The organism is Jatrophihabitans sp., assembly GCF_051960575.1.
In the GTDB taxonomy this organism is placed as follows: Bacteria; Actinomycetota; Actinomycetes; order Mycobacteriales; family Jatrophihabitantaceae; genus JBQCEE01.
In genome coordinates this window covers 1-21,535 of the sequence record NZ_JBQCEE010000198.1, presented here as the reverse complement: position 1 = coordinate 21,535, position 21,535 = coordinate 1, and the positions used below count along the sequence as shown (strand labels likewise).

Sequence of the window (21,535 nt, the reverse complement as noted above, 5' to 3'; positions counted from 1 at the left end):
GGCCACCTTGGCGGCGTCGCGGCCGGCCTCGAGCAGCGGCACCGCCGGGTCGTCCGGCAGCTTCGTCGGTGGGTTGAGCAGGTCGCCGTGTGCGTGCGTCACGCGGGTGATTCTGCCGTCTCACCGGCGGTGAGCGTCGAGCGCGCGCCCGCGATGAAGAGGTCGATGTTGAAGTCGTAGAAGGCGTCGGGGTCGTCGCAGTCGAACATGTACTGCGCCAGCTCGCGCAGGTACGGGAAGTCGTCGGCGGGCAGCTGCTCGACGGCGGCGCGCTTCTCGGCGATGCGGGTGGCGGCGTCGTCCTCGGTCCAGCCGGCCTCGGCACCCGGCTCGGACTGCACGAGCATGACCGCCAGCTGCAGCGCGTGCATGGCGATGTCGGCGGCCTGGCGCGGGGCGAAGCCCGCGCGCCGCAGCAGCCGCAGCGTGCGCTCGGTCAGCTGCAGCCCCACGGCGCACTGCATGATCCGGCGGTAGGCGAGCTCGCGTGAGCCCGGGTGCCGACGCAGCGCCTGGACGAGTCCCTGCACGATCGCCCGCAGCTGCACGTCCCACGCCTCGTCGTCGGACGCCTCCACGACCAGCGCCGCGAACAACGCGTCACCCATCGCGTCGAGCAGCTCGTCCTTGTTCTTGACGTGCCAGTAGAGCGCCATCGGGGTGACACCGAACTCCTGGCCGAGGCGGCGGATGGTGACGGCGTCGAGCGTCTCGGCGTCCCCGATCTCGAGCGCCCGCTCGACGATCGCGTCGCGGCTCAGCTCGGGCCTCGATGAATTCTTCGCCATCACACTTGACAACTTTACACCGTAGAGGGCTAGCTTTACAGCGTACATTTACGCCGTATAGGAGGCCTCGATGCGAGCCACCCGTCCGCTCCCGACCCTGATCGCCGTGTCGCTCGCGACGTTCATGACCTACCTCGACAACAACATCGTCAACGTGGCGATCCCGGCCATCCAGCGCGACCTGCACCTGACCACGACCGGCCTCGAGTGGGTCGCGAGCGGCTACATCCTGGTGTTCGCGGGCCTGCTGCTCGCCGGCGGACGTCTCGGCGACCTGTTCGGCCGCCGCCGGCTGTTCCTGCTGGGCCTGGGCGTCTTCACCGCGGCCTCGCTGGCCGCCGGTCTCGCCGGCAGCGTCGGCGTGCTCATCGGCGCACGGGCGGTGCAGGGCCTCGGCGCCGCGCTCGTCACCCCGACGACGCTGGCGCTGATCTCGTCGACGTTCACCGATCCGAAGGAGCGCACCCGCGCGATCGGACTCTGGAGCGCGGTCGGCGCCCTCGCGCTCGCGCTCGGCCCGCTGCTCGGCGGGCTCATCAGCGAACACCTGAGCTGGGGCTGGATCTTCTTCATCAACGTGCCGGTCGGCGTGGTGACCATGGCGCTCGCGGCGTGGGCGATCGGCGACGATGAGCGTCGCCGGGTGTCGCTCGACCTGCCCGGCCTCGTGCTCTCGGCGACCACGCTCTTCGCGCTGACCTACGCGCTCATCGAGGGTCACGACCGCGGCTGGACCTCGACGCCGATCATGACGTGCTTCGCGATCGCCGCCCTCGCGCTCGTCGCCTTCGTGGCCGTCGAGACCCGCGTGGCCGAGCCGATGGTCGACGTGCGGCTGTTCACCGACCGCGTCTTCACCGGCGGCATCGTCGCCATCGTCATGTGGGGCTTCGGCCTGTTCGGCATCTACTTCTTCACGTCGCTGTACCTGCAGGACGTGCTCGGCTTCTCGCCGACCGAGGCGGGCGCCGCCTTCGTGCCGATGGCGCTGCTGATGGCGGTCGGGGCGATCGTGTCCGAGCGGGTCGCGAAGGCGATGGGCGCCCACCGCGCGGTCGGGCTGGCGATGGCGCTCATGGCCGCGGGCATCGGCTCGGTGAGCCTGCTCGGCTCGGACGCGTCCTACCTCGCGATCATGCCGAGCTTCGCGCTCATCGGCATCGGCGGCGGGCTGTCGGTGCCGCTGACGGACCTCGTCGTGAGCGCCATGCCGGTCGAGCAGGCGGGTGTCGCGTCCGGGATCTTCAACGCGGCCCGCGAGGTGGCCGGGCTGCTCGGCATCACCGTCATCGGGGCGGTGCTCACGGCCCGGCAGACGTCGGCGCTGCACGCCGGGCACACGCCGCTCGACGCGTTTCTGTCCGGCTACCGTGCCGGGCTGATCGTCGCCGCGGTGCTCGTGGCCGCCGGCGGAGTCGCCGCGTTCGTCGGCCTGCGCAGTACCCGCCGCGACGAGGTGCCGCCGCTGCGCGACGAGCTCGTGCTGGCCGGCTGACACCGACGCACGGCGTGGACGGGGCGGCTCGGCAAGGAGCCGCCCCGCTCGCTGCGTCCGGCCTCAGGCGGAGGCGGACGTCCCCGCCGACTGCAACGCCTCGCAGGCCTCGCCGACGCGCTTGGCCATGCCGGCCTCGGCGACCTTGAGGTAGCTGCGCGGGTCGTAGGCCTTCTTGTTGCCGACCTCGCCGTCGACCTTGAGCACGCCGTCGTAGTTGGTGAACATGTGGCCGGCGATCTCACGGGTGAACGCGTACTGGGTGTCGGTGTCGACGTTCATCTTCACGACGCCGTAGCCGACGGCCTCGCGGATCTCTTCGAGCGCCGAGCCCGAGCCGCCGTGGAAGACCAGCTCGAACGGCCGCTCCTTGCCGAACTTCTGCCCGACCTCGTCCTGCAGGTCCTTGAGGATCGACGGGCGCAGCTTGACGTTGCCCGGCTTGTAGACGCCGTGCACGTTGCCGAAGGTGGCGGCGAGCAGGTAGCGGCCCTTCTCGCCGAGGCCGAGCATCTCGGCGGTGCGCACTGCGTCACCCGGGGCGGTGTAGAGCTTCTCGTTCATCTCGCCGACGACGCCGTCCTCCTCGCCGCCGACCACGCCGATCTCGAGCTCGAGGATGATCCGCGCCTTCGCCGCCTTCTCGAGCAGCTCCTGCGCGATCTCGAGGTTCTCCTGCAGCTCGATCGCCGAGCCGTCCCACATGTGCGACTGGAACAGCGGGTTCTCGCCGCGGTCGACGCGCTCCTGGCTGATCGCGATCAGCGGACGCACGTAGCTGTCCAGCTTCTCCTTCTGGCAGTGGTCGGTGTGCAGCGCGATGTTCACCGGGTACTTCGCGGCGACGACGTGCGCGTACTCGGCGAGCGCGACGGCGCCGGTCACCATGTCCTTCACGTTCAGCCCGGACGCGAACTCGGCGCCGCCCGTCGACACCTGCACGATGCCGTCGCTGCCGGCGTCGGCGAAGCCCTTGAGCGCGGCGTTCAGCGTCTCGCTGCTCGTGACGTTGATGGCCGGGTAGGCGAACCCGCCGGCCTTCGCGCGGTCGAGCATGTCGGCGTAGATCTCGGGCGTTGCGATGGGCATGGCCGTTCCCCTCGTCAGGATCCGTTCGTGTCGCTCGTGTTCCTCGTGTCGAAGTATCGCGTACCCGAGACTTCGCCCTGCGCGAACCGGACTGCCCGTGACATCGCGCTCGTGATCGACTGCGGGCATGGACGTCCTGGTGCTCGGTGGGTCGGTGTTCCTCGGGCGGGCGGTGGTCGACGAGGCGCTCGCGCTCGGTGCGTCCGTCACCGTGTTCAATCGCGGACGCTCGGGAGCGGCGCCGGCCGGGGTGACGCAGCTGGTCGGTGACCGGTCGTCGCCCGCCGACCTCGAGCAGCTGCGCGGGCGGCGCTTCGACCTGGTCGTCGACACCTGCGGCTACGTGCCCGCCGACGTCGCGGCGTCGGCGGCCGTGCTCGCGCCGACGGTCGGCCACTACGCGTTCGTGTCGTCGATCAGCGTGTATCCGGCCTGGCCGGAGGACGCGGAGTACTGGCTGCGTCCGACCTTCGACGGCGACCCGGACGCGACCGGTGAGCGCTCGCCCGAGAACTACGGCCGCTTCAAGGTCGGCTGCGAACTTGCGGTGCAGCGGGCGCTCGGCGACCGCTGTTCGCTGCTGCGGGCCGGCGCGATCGTCGGGCCGCACGACTCGGCGGTCGGGCGGCTGCCCTGGTGGCTCGACCGGGTGGCGCGGGCCGGCGAGGTGCTGGTGCCGGGTGCGCCGGGCGATCCGATGGCGGTGATCGACGCGCGTGACCTCGCGCGGTTCGCGCTCATCGGTGCGTCCGGGACGTTCGTGCTGCCGGGTGCGCCGGGACGCGACACGCGGGCCGACCTCATGGCCGCATGCGTCGCCGCGACCGGCGCGTCCCCCGAGCTCGTGTGGGTCGCCGACGGGTGGCTCGCGGCGCAGGACGTCGCGGCGTGGACGGAGCTGCCGCTGTGGGCGCCCGGCTCGCCGGGCCTGTTCGAGGGCGACGTCGCGCAGGCCGAGGCGGCGGGCATGCGGTGGCGTCCGCTCGCCGAGACCGTCGCCGACACGTGGGCGTGGCAGCGGTCGCTGCCGTCGTGGCGGCCGACGGCAATGGCACCCGGGCTCGCACCGCAGCGTGAAGCCGACCTGATCGCCGGCTGGCGGTCGCACGAGGCGTCCGCGCCCGCTCCCTAGGATCAGGGAATGCACCTGGCCAGCGTCCTCGGGCCCAGCACCCTGCTCAGCGACTTCGGCCTGGCGGGCCTGGCGGCGGTGCTGTTCGCCGAGACCGGCCTGCTCATCGGGTTCTTCCTGCCCGGCGACACGATCCTGCTCGCCGCCGGCATCTCGGTCTCGATCGGCACGCTGAAGACCCCGATCTGGGCGTGGCTGATCGTCTGCCCGCTCGCCGCGATCGTCGGCAACCTGGTCGGCTACGCGATCGGGCGCCGGGCCGGACCCGTGGTCTTCGACCGTCCCGACTCGCGGCTGTTCAAGCCCGAGTACGTGACGCGGTCGCAGGCGTTCTTCGACCGCTTCGGCTGGCCGACGGTGTTCGTCGCGCGGTTCGTGCCGGTCGTGCGCACCGTCGCGCCGGTGATGGCGGGCGTGGCCCGCATGCCGGTGCCGCGGTTCACGCTGGCGTCCGTACTCGGCGGCATCGTCTGGACCGACGGCATCCTGCTCATCGGCTACGCCCTCGGCCACAACCGGTTCGTGCGCGAGCACGAGAGCTGGGTCGACTACTTCGTCGTGATCGTCGTCGTGATCGGCCTGATCCCCGCGCTCGTGCACCTCGTGCAGTCCCGGCGCGGCAGCCGACGCCGGTGAGCATGCCGCCGTCGCTGCTGGTCGGCACCGGCGGTGAGCGTGCGGTGCTCGAGGCGTTCGTCGACGACCAGCGCCTCGAGGTGCGGGCGCTGCTGGACGACCTGACCGAGACGCAGGCGCGTTCGCGGCTGGTGGCGTCGCGTACGACGCTGCTCGGACTGGTCAAGCACTGCACCTTCGTCGAGCGCGCCTGGTACACCGTCTACCTCGGCCGTCGGGCGACGCGGGCGGAGCTCGGCATGCCCACCGACTCGGCCGACTCCTTCCTGCTGGACGAGGCCGACACGATCGCGTCCGTGCTCGCCGGATTCGACGCCGCCGTCGCCGACTCGCGCGCGATCGTCGCCGGCTTCGACCTGGACGCGACCGTCGACCACCCGCACATGGGCACGCTCTCGCTGCGCTGGATCCACCACCACGTGATCCGCGAGCTCGCCCGTCACGCCGGCCACGGCGACATCCTCCGCGAACAACTCCTCACCCCGCTGTAGTTCGCCTGGGCGAGTCGATGCGCTCGACCCGCCAAGGTCACCGCGGCGGCCGCTCGGCGGCATCGCGGGCGGGTCGACGCGTTCGACCCGCCGGGGTGGTCACCGCGCGTCGACGCTGGTGACCGTCTCGGGCGGTCGACCGATCGCGCCCGTGACGCCACTGGCTTCCACAGCCTGTGGACGACGGACGTCGGCGAGCCCGCCGGCCGCGACGATCCTCGGATGCATCGCGTCGACGACGACTCCGACTGGCTGATCGACGACATCATCGAACGCGGACCGCGACCGACCAGGCCGATCACGGCGGGTGACCGATGGCGGTCGTGGTGGCGGGCCCAGGCGCGGCGGTGCCAGGGTGATGCGCTACGCGAACTCGCAGCGCGGCAGGGCTTCGTGATCACCACCGCCCAGGCGCACGCGCACGGGATGACCGCCGTCGACATCAGGCGAGCGTTGCGGCGCCGGACGTGGTGGGCCCCGGCCTACGGCGTCCTCTCACCGGTGATCGTCGACCGCGACGACGACCACGTCGCCGAGCGACGGCGGCACGTGCTGGCCACCGCCGGCGTGGTCCTTTCGCGTCCGGAGCATCTGGCCGGAGCGAGAAGCGCGGCGATCACCCATGGCCTGCCGACGCTGGCCGTGCCGCCGCGTCCCGAGGTCGTCACACGCGCGACCGACACCACCGGCAACCGCCGTCAAGTGCTCGTGCGAGGCGGTCGCGTCGCCGTCCAGCACATCACGACCTGGTACGGCATGCCGATCGTCGTGCCCAGCCGGGCGGTGGTCGACGTCGCGCGGTTCGACCGTCTCGACGGCGTGATGGCCGCAGATGCCGCGCTGCGCGACGAGCTGTGCGGTCCCGCCGACCTCGCGGAGGCCGTGGCGTCGGTCCGAGGCTTCCCGGGCGTACGGAGGGCAGCCGAGGTCCTGCCCCACGCGTCGGGCAAGGCGGAGTCGCCGTTCGAGTCGATCACCCGGCTGGTGATGATCGAGGACGGCTTTCCCGTACCGGAGCTCCAGGTCGCCATCACGACCCGTGGCGTCACCTACCGCGTCGACATGCTGTTCCGCGAGCAACGGCTGATCGTCGAGATCGACGGCCTCTCGAAGTACACGGCCGAAGAGCTCCGGAGGGAGAAACTGCGCGAGGCGAGGCTCCGCGCGCTGGGCTACCGGATCGAGCGGGTGACCTGGGAGGACGTCATGCGCTACTGGCCGCAGACACGAGCGCGTCTCTGGGCCGCGCTGGTCGGCTGACGACGGCGGCGGGTCGAACGCATCGACCCGCCCGGGATGTCACCCGGACCGCCTGTGGACGACCATCTGGGCGGGTCGAGCGTCCTGCGGCCCAACCGGGGTCAGGAGTCGGCGTGGCAGGCGTCGCGGAGCTTCTGGGGCGCGTCCACCTTGAGGCCGAAGAAGGAGGCGGAGAGGTCGCAGCGGTGCTCCTGGACGGCCTTGTCGACCTTGTCCTGGATGGCGGTGCGCTGCTGCCACACCACGACGGCGGCGACGACGACCACGAGGGCGACGACGATCCGGCCGATGATCGCGGTGATCACCAGGCCGATGAGCAGGCCGAGCACGACCAGTCCGACGATGACGCCGATGCCGATCGTCGTCAGGCTCGAGGCGTCGACGGCGACCAGCGCCGCGGGGGCGTCGGTGGCGGTCGCGGTGGCGGCGGCAGCGGTCATGGGCGGAACGATAGCCTCGGGACGTGGCGCCCGAACCCCAGCTCGGTCCCCCGCCGGCCCTGGCCGCGGGCGGCGTGCGCATCGTCGCCCTCGGTGGCATCAAGGAGATCGGTCGCAACATGACCGTCTTCGAGCACTCACCCGATGGACGACCCGGCCGGTTGCTGATCGTCGACTGCGGCATGCTGCTCGGCAAGACCAACTCCCCCGGCATCGACATCACGCTGCCCGACTGGTCGGCCTTCGCCGACCGGCTCGACGACATCGACGCGGTCGTGCTCACCCACGGCCACGAGGACCACATCGGCGCGCTGCCGTACCTGCTGCGCGACCGCCGCGACATCCCGGTCTACGGCTCGCGGCTCACCCTCGCGCTCGTCGCCGCCAAGCTCGAGCAGCACCAGCTGCGCAAGCCCGACCTGCGCCAGGTCGCCGAGCGCGAGCGGGTCGACGTCCGCCCGTGGAACCTCGAGTTCTTCGCGGTCAACCACTCGATCCCGGACGCGATGGCGGTGGCGATCCGGGTCGGCGGGCAGACGATCCTGCACACCGGCGACTTCAAGATGGACCAGACGCCGCTCGACGGACGCCTCACCGACCTCAACGGTTTCACCCGCCTCGGCGACGAGGGCGTCGACCTGCTGCTGGCCGACTCGACCAACGCCGAGGTCGGCGGGTTCATCCCGAGCGAGCGCGACGTCGGCAAGGTCGTCAACGACGTCATCCTCAAGGCCCGCGGACGCGTCATCGTGGCCTGTTTCGCCTCGCACGTGCACCGCGTGCAGCAGGTCATGGACGCCGCCGTCCAGGCCGGCCGCCAGGTGGCCCTCGTCGGACGCAACATGGTGCGCAACATGCAGATCGCCCGCGACCTCGGCCTGCTCGAGGTGCCCGACGACCTGCTGATCGACCTCAAGCTCGCCGAGGAACTGCCGAGCCGGCGGGTGCTGCTCATTTCGACCGGGTCGCAGGGCGAGCCGCTGTCGGCGCTGTCGCGCATGGCCAACCGCGACCACCAGACCGTGCGGATCGTGCCCGACGACACGATCCTGCTGGCCAGCTCGCTCATCCCGGGCAACGAGACGTCGGTCGGCCAGGTGATCAACGGCCTGTCGCGCCTCGGCGCGACCGTCGTGCACAAGTCGATGGCGCTCGTGCACGTCAGCGGGCACGCGCCCGCGGGCGAGCTGCGCTACCTGCTCAATGCGGTGCGGCCGAAGAACCACATGCCCGTGCACGGCGAGTGGCGGCACCTGCGCGCGCACGCGGACATCGCCCGCAGCACGGGCCTGCCGGACGAGCGGATCATGCTCGCCGAGGACGGCACCTGCGTCGACCTCGTCGACGGCGTCGCCCGGATCAGCGGCCGCATCCACGTCGGCTACGTCTACGTCGACGGGTCGGAGGTCGGCGACATCGGCGAGCCCACGCTGAAGGACCGCCGCATCCTCGGCGAGGAGGGCTTCCTGTCGATCCTCGTCGCGGTCGACCTCGACGCCGGCAAGGTGGTGTTCGGCCCGGAGATCACCGCGCGCGGCTTCAGCGACGACCCCGAGGCGCTCAAGCCGATCCAGGCCGAGCTCACCGAGGTGGTCGAGGCTGCCGTGCGCGACGGTGCCCGCGACGTCGACGCGCTGCAGCAGCTGGTGCGCCGCACGGTGGGACGCTGGGTCGACCGCGAGTACCGGCGGCGTCCGATGCTCGTGCCGATGGTCGTCGAGGTCTGATCGGTCGATCGGGTCACCGGCGGCGCGGCGGCGTGTTGTCGCGCAGCGTCATCAGCAGCCCGGCCAGGGCGGCGACGAGCGCGACGACCAGCACGACCGCGCGGACAGCCGTGGGCGGGTGCGTCCAGGCGGTGACGGCCACGCCCGCGAGCATCGCGGCGACGATGAGCAGCGCGCCGTAGAACGGGGTGCGCATCGGATGATCGCCGCGAGCCATGCCGTCGTCATACCCGGCAGAATGGACGCATGACCGCAGTGCTGCGCCCGCCGGCGCCGATCGAGCAGGGCAGCGTCTCGCCGCGCCGCGGCGTGCCACGCTCGATCGAGCGGCCCCACTACGTCGACGCCAAGCCGGGGACGAAGGTCGACTTCGACGACCCGATGGTGAAGGACGCCGACACCATCGCCCGCATGCGCGTCGCCGGACGCATCGCCGCCGACGCCATCGTCGAGGTCGGCAGGCACGTGGCCGCCGGCGTCACCACCGACGAGCTCGACCGCATCGGCCACGAGTTCATGGTCGCCCGGGGCGCCTACCCCTCGACGCTCGGGTACAAGGGCTTCCCGAAGTCGCTGTGCACCAGCGTCAACGAGGTCATCTGCCACGGCATCCCCGACTCGCGCGAGCTGCGCGACGGCGACATCGTCAAGGTCGACATCACCGCCTACATCGGCGGCGTGCACGGCGACAACTGCGCCACGTTCCTGGTGGGGGACGTCGACCCGGCGGTGCGCGAGCTGTCCGAGCGCACCCGCGAGGCGATGCTGCGCGGGATCAAGGCCGTCGCCCCCGGGCGCCCGATCTCGGTGATCGGACGCGTCATCGAGAGCTACGCCAAGCGCTTCGGCTACGGCGTCGTGCGCGACTACACCGGCCACGGCGTCGGGCCGAGCTTCCACACCAAGCCGACGATCCTGCACTACGACGAGCCGCGCGCCGACACGATCATGCAGCCCGGGATGACCTTCACCATCGAGCCGATGCTCACCCTCGGCGGCGAGCGCTGGTACTCGTGGGACGACGACTGGACGATCCTCACCGCCGACGGCTCGTGGACGGCGCAGTGGGAGCACACCCTCGTCGTCACCGACGACGGGGCCGAGATCCTCACCCTGCCCTCCTCCGCGGCCTGACACGCCCCGGACCCGACCCGTCCCAGACCTGACAAATCGGTCGGGACCTTCGGCCACACTCTCACCCGATCACCCGACTGGCGGTCCGCGCCCCACGACGGCCCGGCACGTCCGTCGGCACGCCGCGAACCACCGCCGAACCCCACGAACCGGGCGGTTCGACTTGAGCGGTTCCCGCGGAACAGGACCCCTGCAGCCCGAACTCGGGACCTGGGGCACGGGACGGTGCGGACTTGTGTCCGGGACCTTCGTCCTGTCTACTTAACGGCGAACTCACACGGCGGGGGTCGTGTCGCATCGATCGCCCGGAGCCTCCTGCATGTCCTTCGCCCGCCGCAGCCTCGCCGCCGTGGTCGTCCTCGCCCTGCTCTCCGCCCTCACGGTCGTGATCGCCGGCTCGGCCGACGCCAGCGCGCGTCACCGCAGCGCCCACTCGTCCGGCGCCAAGCACCACAAGGCCGCGCACCGCAAGCCCGTGCACCGCAAGCACCGCGCGCCGCGGCACACGGCACCGCGCCCCACCTCGACGACGGCGGCCAAGGCTCCGGCGACCAGCGCTCCGACCAAGCACCCGGTGAAGGCACCTGCCCCGACGACGAGCCCCGCACCGAGCCCGACGCCCGCGCCCACGACGAGCCCGACCCCGACGCCCGCCCCGACGCCGAGCGGCGTGACCTGGACGAGCGGTGTCTACCCCGGCGACGGCATCGACGCGGCGGCGGCGACCCGGTTCGGCACCTGGCGCGGCGCGCCGGTCGGCCTGGCGACCGTCTACACCGATCGCAGCAGCTGGGCGAACTTCGCCGACGACATGTGGTGCGTGCAGCAGTACCAGGGCTTCGCGGGCCGGATCTCGATCGGCATCCCGCTCACCCTCGGCAGCACCACCCTCGCCGACGTCGCGAACGGCGCCGCCGACCAGTACTTCACGACCTACGCGCACAACCTCGCCGCACTCGGCCGCGGCACCGCCGACCTGCGCATCGGCTGGGAGTTCAACGGCGACTGGATGCCGTGGAGCGCCACCGACCCCACCGCCTTCGTCGCGGCCTTCCGCCACGTCGCACGACTGTTCAAGACGGTGCTGCCGCAGGCGACGATCGACTGGAACGGCAACTGGGGCGGCAGCCAGTCGGGGCACGACCCGTTCACCGAGCTCTGGCCGGGCGACGACGTGGTCGACGTCGTCGGCCTCGACGCCTACGACGGCGGCTGGGTGCCCGCCCGCACCGCGGCCGAGTTCGCCACCTGGGCGGCGGCCGACCACGGTCTGGACGCGTGGCTCGCCTTCGCCCAGCAGCACGGCAAGAAGCTGGCGCTGCCCGAGTGGGGTGACCTTGCCAACGAGGCCGACGGCGACAACCCGGCGTTCATCGACGGCATGGTCGGCTTCTTCCGCGCGCACGCGGCGGACCTGGCCTACGAGGCCTACTTCAACGACACGAACTCGGCGTTCTACACGACCGGCGGCGCGACGTCGCTGACCCGCTCGGCCGCCGAGTACCGCGCGCAGTGGAGCGGCGCCGCGGCCTGATCACCCCGCAGTGGGCCCAAAGCCCCGTCGGTCGCGGGCGGACGTCCCGCACCCTGCCCTGATCACTTCAGCGCGGACGCAGGTGCACGATCAAGGAGGGGACGTCACCCGCACCGAGCCGCCGGAGCCTTCGTGAACCTGCGTCCCCGCCGCCTCGCGGCAGCCCTCGCCATGGGCGCCGCCGTCGTGGCCACGGGGTGCTCGGCCGGGTCGTCCGCCACGGACGCGATGCGGACGGCCCCGTCGTCGCCCGTGCACGCGACCGCCGTCGCCGCCGTGCGCGCCGTCCCGACCGCGAGCGCGCAACTCCGCGGCTGGGCGAGCGGTGTCTACGCCGGGCACGGCATCGACACGGCGGCGGCCCAGGCCTTCGGCACCTGGCGCGGCAGCACGGTCGACGTCGCCACGGTCTTCACCGACCGCAGCAGCTGGGCCGCGTTCGCCGGCGACCTGTGGTGCGTGCAGCAGTACCGCGACTTCCCCGGGCGGCTGTCGATCGCCGTGCCGCTCACGCTGGGCGACACGACCCTCGCCGAGGTCGCCGCGGGTGCGGCCGACCGGTGGTTCACCGCCTACGCCCGGCACCTCGCCGCCCTTGGCCGCCGCCGCGCCGACCTGCGGCTGGGCTGGGACTTCGACCTCGCGTCGATGCCCTGGCACACCGACCGGGCGCGCACGTACGTGGCGGCCTTCCGGCGCGTCAGCCGGCTGCTGACCACGGTGCTGCCCGACGCGACGATCGACTGGGACGGCAGCTGGGGACGCGCCGCCGGCGACCCGGACCCGTTCGAGCTCTACCCGGGTGACGACGTGGTCGACGTCGTCGGCCTCGACGTCTTCGACGACGGGTGGGTCGCCGCGGACTCTGCCGCCCGGTTCCGCAACTGGGCGGCCGCCGACCACGGCCTGGACGCCTGGCTCGCCTTCGCACGCCGGCACCACAAGCGCTTCGCCGTGCCGCAGTGGGGCCTGCACGCCGCAGGACGCGACCACGACGACCCGACGTTCGTCTCCGGCATGCACGCCTTCTTCACCGCCCATGCCCGAGAGCTCGCCTACGAGGCGTACTTCGACGACGACGACAGCGCGCTCCGGGGCCGCCCGCTCGTCCGGTCGGCGGCGACCTATCGCCGCCTGTGGCACGAGGCGTCCTGACACCGGCCGACGGGACAAGATCGGGCATGGGGCAGGCTGCTTCTGAGGAGGTGGCCGCCGCGTGATCCGTTTCGGCATCGCCGAGGTCGACTTCGGCGGCGACGAGCCCGTCGTGCGGCGTCCCGACGACCTGGCACCCCCGCTGCGTCTGCTGGTCATCAGCCGGGTCGGCGGCGTCGTGACGGGCACGGCGTACACCGACGCCTTCGATCACGCACCGACCGACGACGACATCGCGGCGGCAGCAGCGCGACCCACGACACCGGTCGTGTCACGACCGCAGGCGGGCCGGCCTGCGGCGACGCCGGTCGTCGTCATCTGCACCCGCGACAACGCCGACGAACTGCAGCGGCTGCTCGCCAGCCTCGCCGTCCAGACCGTCGCCGAGTTCGAGGTCGTGGTCGTCGACAACGCGCCCGGACGAGGCGCCACCGAGCAGGTCGTCACGGGCGCGGCGATGCCACCGGGCGTGCGGGTGCGGTACGTGCCCGAGCCACGGCCCGGCCTGTCGATCGCGCGCAACACGGGGCTGGGAGCCGTCGACGACGAGCGTGCGGTCGTCGCGTGGCTCGACGACGACGAGACCGCCGAGCCCGGGTGGCTGGCCGGCCTGCTGGCCGCGTTCGCCGAGGTGCCGCAGGCCTGGGCGGTGTCGGGCACGGTGCTGCCGGCCGAGCTCGAGACGCCGGCCCAGCAGCTGTTCGAGCTCTACGGCGGCCACTCGAAGGGGCGTGGCTTCGCGAGGGAGGTCTTCGACCGGACGACGGTCGACCCGCTGCTGCCGCTGCCGCCGTTCGGGGTCGGCGCCAACTTCGCGGCGCCGGCCTGGGTGTACCGCCGGGTCGGCCGGTTCGACGAGTGCCTCGGCGCCGGGACGGTGACGCGCGGCGGCGAGGACACACTCTTCTTCACCGAGGTGCTGCTCGCCGGCGGCAGCATCGTCTACGAGCCGACGGCCGTGACACGGCACCGGCACCGGCGCGAACTGCACGAGTTGGAGGCGCAGTTCGTCGGGTACGGGCGCGGGCTCACCGCCTTCTACACCGCACTGCTCGTCCGGCACCCCCGCCTCGTGTGGAGGCTGCTGCGCTCGGCACCCGCTGCGCTCAGGGCGTTGCGAGGCAGCGCCGCGATGGGCCGGGCGGACATGGGACTCGAGCTGCCGCGCTCGGTGGTGCGCGGCAAGTACTTCGGCTATCTCGCCGGCGCGCCGGTGTACCTGCGCCTGCGCCTCACCGCTCGTGGAGGGCACCGTGCCCGCTGAGCCGGTGGCCGCGATCATCCCGACCATCGGCGGGCCGACGCTGGACGACGCGGTGCGCAGCGCGCTCGCCCAGACCCATCCGGCCATGCAGGTGGTCGTCGTCGCCGACGGGCCGCGCGACCTCGCGCTGGCGGCCGACCTGCGCGACGACCCCCGCGTGCGCGTCGTCGCCACACCGGTGAACGGCGGTCCCGGCGCCGCTCGCCTCTTCGGGCTCGGCGTCACCGACGCCGACTGGATCGCCTACCTCGACGACGACGACACGTGGGCGCCGCACAAGATCGAGCGACAGCTCGCCGCGGCCCGCGACGCGACCAGGCCGCGCGTCGTCGCCTGCCGCGTGACCCGCGTGCATCCCGACGGCACGCACGACGTCGTGCCCCGCCGGCTCACCACGCCGGACGTCCCGCTCGCCGACTACCTGTTCACCCGCGACACCGTCGACCCGTTCGAGGCGGTGCTGATGCCCTCGATGCTGCTGCTGCCGCGTTCGGCCGCGGCACGTGCGGCCGAGGTGCACGAGCAGCGCATCCACGAGGACTGGTCGCACCTGCTGCTGCTCGAGGACGCCGGCATCGAGGTGGTGATGCTGCCCGACGCCCTCGTCCGATACCGGGTCGCCCCGACCGGCGGCTCGGCGTCGTCGCGCACCTCCTGGCGGGTCAGCCGCGCCTGGTTCGACGACCGCATCCGCCGGCTCGGCGCCCGCGCCCACGCCGAAGGGCTGCTGACGGTCACGGCGCCGCTCGCCGCCGCGCAGGGTGATCGACGCGGCTGGTGGGAGGTCGTACGTGCCGCGGCGCGCACGCGGGCGGCGCGCCGCGAGGCCTGGTCGATCCTCGGGATCGTGACGCTGGTGCCGTCCCGGCTGCGTGCGGCCGCCGCGCGGGCCCGCTCGTCATCGAGCCGATCAGGACGAGGCGACCGCGGCTGACGGTCTGCGCAACACGGCCAGCACCGGCGGCAGGAAGATCAGCGCCTCGACGACCTGGGCGAGCAGGATGGCGAAGCCGACCGTGCCGAGCCCGCCGACCGCGGCGCCGATGACCGCAGCGACGACCTGCAGGCCGGCCGTCGCGGTCGAGGCGACGGCGGCACGCGCCATGCGTCCGTGCACCCGCGCGATCACGACGTAGAGGGCCTTCACCGTCGCCGGCAGCGTCGTGAAGCCGAGCCAGACCATCGCCGTCGTGGCATCGACGTAGGCCGGGTTGAAGATCCGCAGGATCAGGTGCGAGCCGAAGCCGAAGACGACGGCCGTGACCACGCTCAGGGCGGTGCAGATGCGCATGCTGGCACGGCACTCATGACCGAGCCGCTCGTCGTCACCCGGTGTCACCGCGAACAGGGCGGTCGACAGGTGCGTCGGGACGATGGTGGCGAAGCTGGTCACCAGCATCGCGGCGGTGAACCCCGCGTTCGCACGCGCGCCGAGTGCGGCGGCGACCACGACCGGGAAGACCAGGCGGGGTGCCGAGACCGACAGGTTCAGGAAGTGGTGCGCGCCGATGAGCCGCCGCCGCGCGACCAGATAGGTCAGCGACGGGCGCCAGGTGCCGGCGTCCGTGGCGCGATCGACGAGCACGAGCGCGACGACCACCGAGAGCGCGAGCGTCACCGTCCACGACAGCACGATGCGGGTCGTGCCGTCGAACAGACCGGCCGCCACCAGCACCGGCAGCAGCACGAGCTTCGTCGCCGAGGCCACGGTGTTGCGGGTGAGCTGGATGCTGCCACGCAGCAGGCCGACCGAGACGTCGTCGAGCAGCAGCGTCGCACCGCTCGCCGCGCCGAGCACCAGGAACAGCGTCACGGCCAGCGGTGAGCCGGTGTCGAGCACGGTGTGGTGCCCATCGGCAGCGGCGATCACCGCGACGACCACGGCACCCAGCAGCGACAGCAGGGTCGCCGCGGCCCCCGTCGAACTGATGATGCGCCGCGCGGCCGAGCGGTCGTCGGCGAGCTCGGCGATCGCGAGGGTGCCGAGGCCGAACAGGCAGATGGCGCCGACGAGCGAGGCGGCGGCGATGGTCGCCGAGCTGCGTCCGACATCGGCCGGGTCGACCGTGCGGGCCGCGACGAGCCAGAAGAAGAAGCCGAGCGCCGAGGTGATCACCGTGCTGCCGTAGAGCGACGCCGCCCCGCGCAGCACCGGGCTGACCCGCATCACGCGTTCCATCGCAGCTGCCGGACGACCGGGGTTCGGGGCCGGTCGCTGCGCACCAGGCGGCAGACGACGTCGTGACCCGCCGGCACCGTCACCTCCACCCCGCGCTGTTGACCTGCTGCCAACACGAGCGGCAGGTCACGCACCTGCGAGCCGTCCAGCAGCCGCAGCACGAAGGCCGCCCTGCCCTGCTCGTGGCTCTCGACGGTGACTCGCACGACCTCGCCGCTCGCCGTGCGGCTGACCGGCACGGCCCACATCGCCGTGGCCTCGCGCGCGGCCGGCGCGTGCCGCTGCGACACCACCGTCACACCGACGGTCGCCGCGACGAGCGCGCCGCACGCGGCTATCGCCGCGAGGCGCGCGGGCGTCACACGCAGCGACCGGCTCGGGCGCGCCGGTCCGGCGCCGCCGCCCGCAGCCAGCGACGCCACCGCGCCGGCCACCACTGTCGTCCAGACGACGACGGGCCGCGACAACGTGACCGGCAGCGCCACCAGCACCACGCCGACGAACAGCGCGACCAGCAGCGCGAGCGCCACGGTCGCGCCGAGCCGCGGCAGCACGTCGTCCGGGTCGGGGAACAGGCGCCGCGCGCCGAGCCGGCCGGGCACCGACAGGGCCGCCGCGGCGAGCACCGCGCCGGCCCACGCCGACACCCCGCCGCCCGTCGACAGGGTCACCGTCGCGGCGGCGAGCACGACGACGGTCCAGCCGACGACCAGCGGCCGCGTGGTGAGGGTCGACGTGGTCATCCGCGCACCAGCCCGCGCACGTCGTAGATCGCGATCTCGCCGTTGTCGAAGACGCAGTCGACAGCGGTGGCGGCGTCGAACTTCGCCAGCGCAGCGGCGGTCGGCGCGGTGGTGTACCGGACGCCGTCGCCGCCGTAGTAGAGGTCGTCCGCCGCGGGCGCCCGCGACAGCAGGCGGTCGACCCAGACGTAGTCGACGCGGTTGCTGCGCAGTTCGCCGAGCACCCGGTCGTCGAGCGTCGCGCGGTAGAAGACGTCGGCGAGTCCGGGCACCGCGTCGCGATGCGCGCGGGTCTCGACCTCGACCAGGCCGTTGTCGTCGGCCGCGACGCGGCTGCCGGTCGGTGTGTGGCGCCCGACCCACTCGGCGGCCGCCACGATGCGCGCGTCCACGCCACGCTCGAAGACCGTCGCTGCGGGCGATCCGCCCGGCAGCCGTTCCCAGAACACCGGCCACGAGATGCACACGCCGGCCAGGACGACGGCGACCAGGACGGCGGCGGACACCGACCGGCGGCGTCCGGCCGTCGCCGCCGCACCCACCAGCCCCGCGACGGCGAGCGCCACCGGTACGTACAGGAACGGGCCCGACCGGCCGGTGAGCTCGCTGCCGCGCGGCGACAGCACCCGGGCGGCGGCCAGCACCGCCAGACCGAGGGCGGCGACCGCGGGCAGCACGGCGTGCCACCGCCGTCCGGCCCGCCATGTGGCCACTGCGGCCCAGGTGCATGCGACCAGCAGCGCGACGAAGCCGGCCGCACCGAGCAGCAGCTCCCAGAGGGGCGGGGTGGACGGCAGCACCGCGCGCACGCCGTCGCCGCGGAGCCGTTGCGGCGTCGCACGGGCGGCGCCGAGCTGCACCGTGTACGGCTGCAGGTAGGCCCAGGTGCCGCGCGCGACCGCGGCGAGCCAGACCAGTGTGACGAGCCCGGACGTCACGGCGAGGATCACGACCGGCCGCGCGGCGGCCGCCGAGCGCGAGCGGCGCGCCCACAGCGCGCACGCGCCGAACGCGAGGGGCAGCACGATCGAGGTGACGTGATGGGTGATGGCGGTGGCGAGGGAGGCCACGGCCGCCGCGGCGAACAGCGCCCGGCGGCGTCGGACGTCCGCGACGCCCGGCAGCGTCAGCGCGCACACGACGGCGAACGACGCGAACACCAGCGCCAGGTTCTCGTACACGTAGAAGGCCATGAAGCGCGCCAGCCCCGGGTTCGCGGCATAGACGACGACACCGACGGCCGCGGCGCGCGTGTCCGGCAGCAGCCGGGTGAGCACGGCCGCCACGAGCAGCACGGTGCCCACGTGGCAGGCGGCGCCGACCACGATGCCGGCCGGTTCGACGCCGAGCCCGGTGAGCCGGGCCAGCAGGCCGCCCACCACCGGCAGCCCCGGGTACGACGACTCGATGGGCAGCGCGGGATTGGCGATGCCGAAGCGGCCCTGCGCGAGCAGGTTCTGCGTCGCCAGCAGGTGCTGCAGCTCGTCGGGGAAGGCGAAGCGGGCCGGGCTGTACAGCCAGCGCGTCGACGCGGTGACGACGGCGAATGCGCCGACGGCCACCGCGAACCGCCGCGGCGACCGCGCCGGCGTCACCGCGAGCGCCGCCATCGGCGTGATCACCACGATCTCACCGAGCCAGAACAGCGCCGTGCCACCGGCGTGGCCGGTGCGGGCGAGCGCGTCGGCGACGGCGACGAGCAGCAGCCCGGCGCACATGGCGACGACGTGCCAGGCGATGTCCGGCTCGGGCGACGTGACACGGCGGCGTGCTGCGGCGCCCGACGCGGCGACAGCCGACACCCGCGCTACTCCCATCGCCGTCGAGGGACGTGTGCCGTCAGCCTAGCCAGCCCCCGTGGCGCGGCATGATCATCCGGGGTGCGTGACCGGGCGTGCCGTACGGTCGCTGACAGCACCGGCGTCGTGTCGAGGGAGCCATGCAGACCACCGTCGTCATCGCGTGCCACACCGACGAGCGGTGGCGGCTGCTGAGGGCGGCGATCGAGAGCGTGCTGCGGCAGACCGCGCCACCCGCGGAGCTCATCGTCGTCGTCGACCACAACCCTGGCCTGCAGCGACGCCTCGAGCAGGAACGGCTGCCGATCACCGTGCTCGCGAACGCCAGTGAGCGTGGCGCGTCCGGCGCCCGCAACACCGGCGCGTCCGCGGCGGCCACCGAGATCATCTGCTTCCTGGACGACGACGCCGAGGCCGACCCGGACTGGCTCGAGGCCCTCGTCGCGCCGTTCGCGTCCCCGCAGGTGGTCGGCACCGGCGGCCACGTGCGTCCGGGGTGGTCGGCCGCGGCGCCGCGCTGGTTCCCCGTCGAGTTCGCCTGGGTCGTCGGCGCCACGCACCGCGGCTTCGCGCCCGCGGACGGGCGCGTGCGCAACGTGTGGGCCGAGAACATGGCCGTGCGCCGCGAGGCCTTCGACGCCGTCGGCGGCTTCCGCACCGGCTTCGGGAAGCTCGGCAATCACTCGCGTCCCGAGGACACCGATCTGTGCATCCGCATGGCGGCGACGGATGGCGAGTGGCGCTACGTCGAGCGCGCGGCTGTCGTGCACCACGTGCCGCCGGAACGGTCGACCTTCGGCTTCTTCGTGCGCCGGTGCTACCACGAGGGCCGCGGCAAGGCCGAACTCAGCGACCTGCTCGGCACGACCGGCGCCCTCACCACCGAGCGGCGGTACACGACCGTGGTGCTGCCGACCGGCGTCCTGCGCGAATGCGCGGACGCGGTGCGCCGGCCGCGCTCCGGCGCGGCGCTGCGTGCGGGAGCGATCGTGCTCGGTCTCGCCGCGACCGTGTGGGGCTATCTCGCCGGACGGGTCGCCGCGGCGCGTGGGCGGGGCTGAGGTCAGGCGGCTTCTCCGAGCGCGAGGGCGCTGCGCCGCGGCGCGGTGGTGCGCTCGGGCGCTGCAACGACCGTTGAGGCCTCGGCCGCACGACGCAGTCGGCGGGCGCGGCGGCGCTCGGTGCCGAGGGTGCGCAGCACGCGCAGCCCGTCGGTGACCGCGTTGAGGTTGCTCTCGCCGTGCACCCGCAGCTGCTCGAAGCTCGGCACCTCGGCGATGCGCAGGCCGGCCACGGCGATCCGGCAGTTGATCACCGTCTCGATCTCGAAGCCGTCGCCCCACACCATGTCGGTGCCGGCCGGCGCGGGGGTCGCGATCCCGGGCAGCTCGAGGTGGTCGAGCACGTGTGCCCAGAAGGCGTTGTAGCCGTAGCAGAGATCGGTGTACCGGGTGTCCAGGATGCTGTTGGCGATCAGGTTGAGGAACCAGTTGCCGGCCCGACGCAGCCGGGTGATGTCTGCGCTGCCACCGCCGCGGGTAAAGCGCGAGCCCTTGGCGAAGTCGGCGCCGAGGATGAGCGCGTCGACGAAGGCGGGGATCTCGGCCGGGTCGGCCGAGCAGTCGGCGTCGAACATGACGATGATGTCGCCGGTCGCGGCGGCGAAGCCGCACGCCAGGGCGTTGCCCTTGCCGCGGCGGGTCTGGCGCACGACCTTGATGCCGGGACGCACGCGGCGCGCGGTCTCGACGGTGTCGTCGGTCGAGTTGCCGTCGACGAGGATCACCTCGTGCACGTCGGGCAGCTGCGGCAGCACGATCTCGAGGTTGCGCGCCTCGTTCTTCGCAGGCACGACGATCGAGACGGTGGGGGCGAGCGACGGCAGGCGCGTCGGACGGGCGGCGATGGCCGGGGCGTGCACGCTCAACAGGGAGCCTCTCGTGGCGACCGGGGGTGTCATCCCCCCTTCGACGCCCGCCGCGCCGCCACGAGCGGTTCGGGACGGAACGGTGCGGACGACCCGACGACGCAGACCGGAGGTCCCCCGCGCGCGGACGGTGGGCTGGGACCTTGGGCCCGGGACGCGACACGATCGCCGCATCTACCGATGTCTCCGGTGAGCGGTAGAGAAGCCGATACGGTCCGATCATGGATCCGGTCCGCAACCCGTACGCGCCGGGCGCCGGGCAGCGACCGCCCGAGCTCGCCGGCCGCGACGCCGAACTGCAGGGCTTCGACGTCGTGCTCGAGCGCATCGCCCGCGGTCGTCCCGAGCGCTCGATGGTGCACACGGGCCTGCGCGGCGTCGGCAAGACGGTGCTGCTCAACGCCACGCGCTCGTCCGCCGTCCGGCGCGGGTGGGGCACCGGCAAGCTCGAGGCCCGGCCCGACCAGCCGCTGCGGCGCCCGCTCGCGGCCGCGCTGCACCTGGCCGTGCGCGAGCTCGGCGGGTCGAACAGGGGCGAGACCGACCACGTGCTCGGCGTCCTGAAGTCGTTCGCCCTGCGGGAGGATGCGGTGCCGGGACGACCGCCCCCGAAGCTGCGCGAGCGCTGGCAGCCCGGGATCGACGTGGCCGCCGTCCCGGGGCGGGCGGACTCGGGCGACATCGAGATCGATCTGGTGGAGCTGCTCACCGACATCGGCGGCCTCGCGCAGGACGCCGGGCG

Annotated in this window: 21 protein-coding genes; 13 read left to right on the top strand and 8 right to left on the bottom strand. The window is 73.0% G+C overall.

Annotation, left to right across the window (positions count from 1 at the left end):
* Positions 1-98 precede the first annotated feature (98 nt).
* Entirely contained in the window at positions 99-791 is a 693-nt protein-coding gene (locus ACTHMS_RS11080) for a TetR/AcrR family transcriptional regulator C-terminal domain-containing protein (RefSeq protein ID WP_440306720.1), read from the bottom strand.
* Between the two features lie 67 nt (positions 792-858).
* On the opposite strand from ACTHMS_RS11080, the gene ACTHMS_RS11075 reads away from it, so the two are divergent.
* Entirely contained in the window at positions 859-2,283 is a 1,425-nt protein-coding gene (locus ACTHMS_RS11075; RefSeq protein ID WP_440306718.1) for an MFS transporter, read from the top strand.
* A 63-nt stretch (positions 2,284-2,346) separates the two neighbouring features.
* Here the strand turns inward: ACTHMS_RS11075 and fbaA are convergent, their stop codons facing one another.
* Entirely contained in the window at positions 2,347-3,372 is a 1,026-nt protein-coding gene (gene fbaA, locus ACTHMS_RS11070) for a class II fructose-bisphosphate aldolase (RefSeq protein ID WP_440306717.1), read from the bottom strand.
* A gap of 127 nt (positions 3,373-3,499) precedes the next feature.
* On the opposite strand from fbaA, the gene ACTHMS_RS11065 reads away from it, so the two are divergent.
* The 4 genes from ACTHMS_RS11065 to ACTHMS_RS11050 all read left to right on the top strand — a co-directional run bounded on the left by ACTHMS_RS11065 (position 3,500) and on the right by ACTHMS_RS11050 (position 6,891).
* Positions 3,500-4,504, top strand: a complete 1,005-nt coding sequence (locus ACTHMS_RS11065; protein WP_440306716.1) for an NAD-dependent epimerase/dehydratase family protein — start codon at positions 3,500-3,502, stop codon at positions 4,502-4,504.
* A gap of 9 nt (positions 4,505-4,513) precedes the next feature.
* The gene (locus ACTHMS_RS11060; protein WP_440306715.1) at positions 4,514-5,140 is read left to right on the top strand and encodes a DedA family protein; all 627 of its coding nucleotides are present in this window, start codon (positions 4,514-4,516) and stop codon (positions 5,138-5,140) included.
* Positions 5,141-5,142: 2 nt separating this feature from the next.
* Positions 5,143-5,631: a DinB family protein gene (locus tag ACTHMS_RS11055; protein ID WP_440306719.1), complete on the top strand. Its 489-nt coding sequence runs from the start codon at positions 5,143-5,145 to the stop codon at positions 5,629-5,631.
* Between the two features lie 222 nt (positions 5,632-5,853).
* Positions 5,854-6,891: a DUF559 domain-containing protein gene (locus ACTHMS_RS11050; protein WP_440306714.1), complete on the top strand. Its 1,038-nt coding sequence runs from the start codon at positions 5,854-5,856 to the stop codon at positions 6,889-6,891.
* A 101-nt stretch (positions 6,892-6,992) separates the two neighbouring features.
* Here ACTHMS_RS11050 and ACTHMS_RS11045 read toward each other — a convergent pair whose 3' ends face one another.
* Entirely contained in the window at positions 6,993-7,331 is a 339-nt protein-coding gene (locus ACTHMS_RS11045) for a hypothetical protein (RefSeq protein ID WP_440306713.1), read from the bottom strand.
* A gap of 23 nt (positions 7,332-7,354) precedes the next feature.
* Between ACTHMS_RS11045 and ACTHMS_RS11040 the strand changes: the two genes are divergently transcribed.
* Complete coding sequence (locus ACTHMS_RS11040) at positions 7,355-9,058, top strand: ribonuclease J (RefSeq protein WP_440306712.1); 1,704 nt, start codon at positions 7,355-7,357, stop codon at positions 9,056-9,058.
* 13 nt (positions 9,059-9,071) lie between these two features.
* On the opposite strand, the gene ACTHMS_RS11035 is transcribed toward ACTHMS_RS11040, so the two are convergent.
* Positions 9,072-9,275, bottom strand: a complete 204-nt coding sequence (locus ACTHMS_RS11035; protein ID WP_440306711.1) for a hypothetical protein — start codon at positions 9,273-9,275, stop codon at positions 9,072-9,074.
* A gap of 29 nt (positions 9,276-9,304) precedes the next feature.
* Between ACTHMS_RS11035 and map the strand changes: the two genes are divergently transcribed.
* The 5 genes from map (at position 9,305) to ACTHMS_RS11010 (ending at position 15,079) form a co-directional block, all read left to right on the top strand.
* Positions 9,305-10,192 carry a type I methionyl aminopeptidase gene (gene map / locus ACTHMS_RS11030; protein WP_440306710.1) on the top strand — a complete coding sequence of 296 codons (888 nt, stop codon included), beginning with the start codon at positions 9,305-9,307 and terminating at the stop codon, positions 10,190-10,192.
* Positions 10,193-10,511: 319 nt separating this feature from the next.
* Positions 10,512-11,726: a hypothetical protein gene (locus ACTHMS_RS11025; protein ID WP_440306709.1), complete on the top strand. Its 1,215-nt coding sequence runs from the start codon at positions 10,512-10,514 to the stop codon at positions 11,724-11,726.
* A gap of 132 nt (positions 11,727-11,858) precedes the next feature.
* Positions 11,859-12,881 (top strand): hypothetical protein, encoded by a 1,023-nt coding sequence (locus ACTHMS_RS11020; RefSeq protein ID WP_440306708.1) that lies wholly within the window; start codon positions 11,859-11,861, stop codon positions 12,879-12,881.
* A 61-nt stretch (positions 12,882-12,942) separates the two neighbouring features.
* Positions 12,943-14,145, top strand: coding sequence for a glycosyltransferase family 2 protein (locus ACTHMS_RS11015; protein ID WP_440306707.1), 1,203 nt, complete (start codon positions 12,943-12,945; stop codon positions 14,143-14,145).
* Positions 14,135-15,079 (top strand): glycosyltransferase family 2 protein, encoded by a 945-nt coding sequence (locus ACTHMS_RS11010; RefSeq protein WP_440306706.1) that lies wholly within the window; start codon positions 14,135-14,137, stop codon positions 15,077-15,079. Before ACTHMS_RS11015 ends, ACTHMS_RS11010 begins: the two co-directional genes overlap by 11 nt.
* Here ACTHMS_RS11010 and ACTHMS_RS11005 read toward each other — a convergent pair.
* Genes ACTHMS_RS11005 through ACTHMS_RS10995 form a run of 3 tightly spaced genes read right to left on the bottom strand, consistent with a single transcriptional unit; the run spans position 15,056 to position 18,869 of the window.
* Complete coding sequence (locus tag ACTHMS_RS11005) at positions 15,056-16,324, bottom strand: lipopolysaccharide biosynthesis protein (RefSeq protein ID WP_440306705.1); 1,269 nt, start codon at positions 16,322-16,324, stop codon at positions 15,056-15,058. The genes ACTHMS_RS11010 and ACTHMS_RS11005 overlap by 24 nt on opposite strands.
* Complete coding sequence (locus ACTHMS_RS11000; protein ID WP_440306704.1) at positions 16,312-17,067, bottom strand: hypothetical protein; 756 nt, start codon at positions 17,065-17,067, stop codon at positions 16,312-16,314. The genes ACTHMS_RS11005 and ACTHMS_RS11000 overlap by 13 nt, the downstream gene beginning before the upstream one ends.
* Positions 17,064-18,869, bottom strand: coding sequence for a hypothetical protein (locus ACTHMS_RS10995; RefSeq protein ID WP_440306703.1), 1,806 nt, complete (start codon positions 18,867-18,869; stop codon positions 17,064-17,066). Before ACTHMS_RS10995 ends, ACTHMS_RS11000 begins: the two co-directional genes overlap by 4 nt.
* A 137-nt stretch (positions 18,870-19,006) precedes the next feature.
* On the opposite strand from ACTHMS_RS10995, the gene ACTHMS_RS10990 reads away from it, so the two are divergent.
* Positions 19,007-19,927, top strand: a complete 921-nt coding sequence (locus ACTHMS_RS10990) for a glycosyltransferase family 2 protein (RefSeq protein ID WP_440306702.1) — start codon at positions 19,007-19,009, stop codon at positions 19,925-19,927.
* 2 nt (positions 19,928-19,929) lie between these two features.
* Here the strand turns inward: ACTHMS_RS10990 and ACTHMS_RS10985 are convergent, their stop codons facing one another.
* Positions 19,930-20,793, bottom strand: coding sequence for a glycosyltransferase family 2 protein (locus ACTHMS_RS10985; RefSeq protein ID WP_440306701.1), 864 nt, complete (start codon positions 20,791-20,793; stop codon positions 19,930-19,932).
* A gap of 221 nt (positions 20,794-21,014) precedes the next feature.
* Here ACTHMS_RS10985 and ACTHMS_RS10980 point away from each other — a divergent pair.
* A partial coding sequence (locus ACTHMS_RS10980; protein ID WP_440306700.1) for an ATP-binding protein occupies positions 21,015-21,535 on the top strand: 521 nt, incomplete at its 3' end.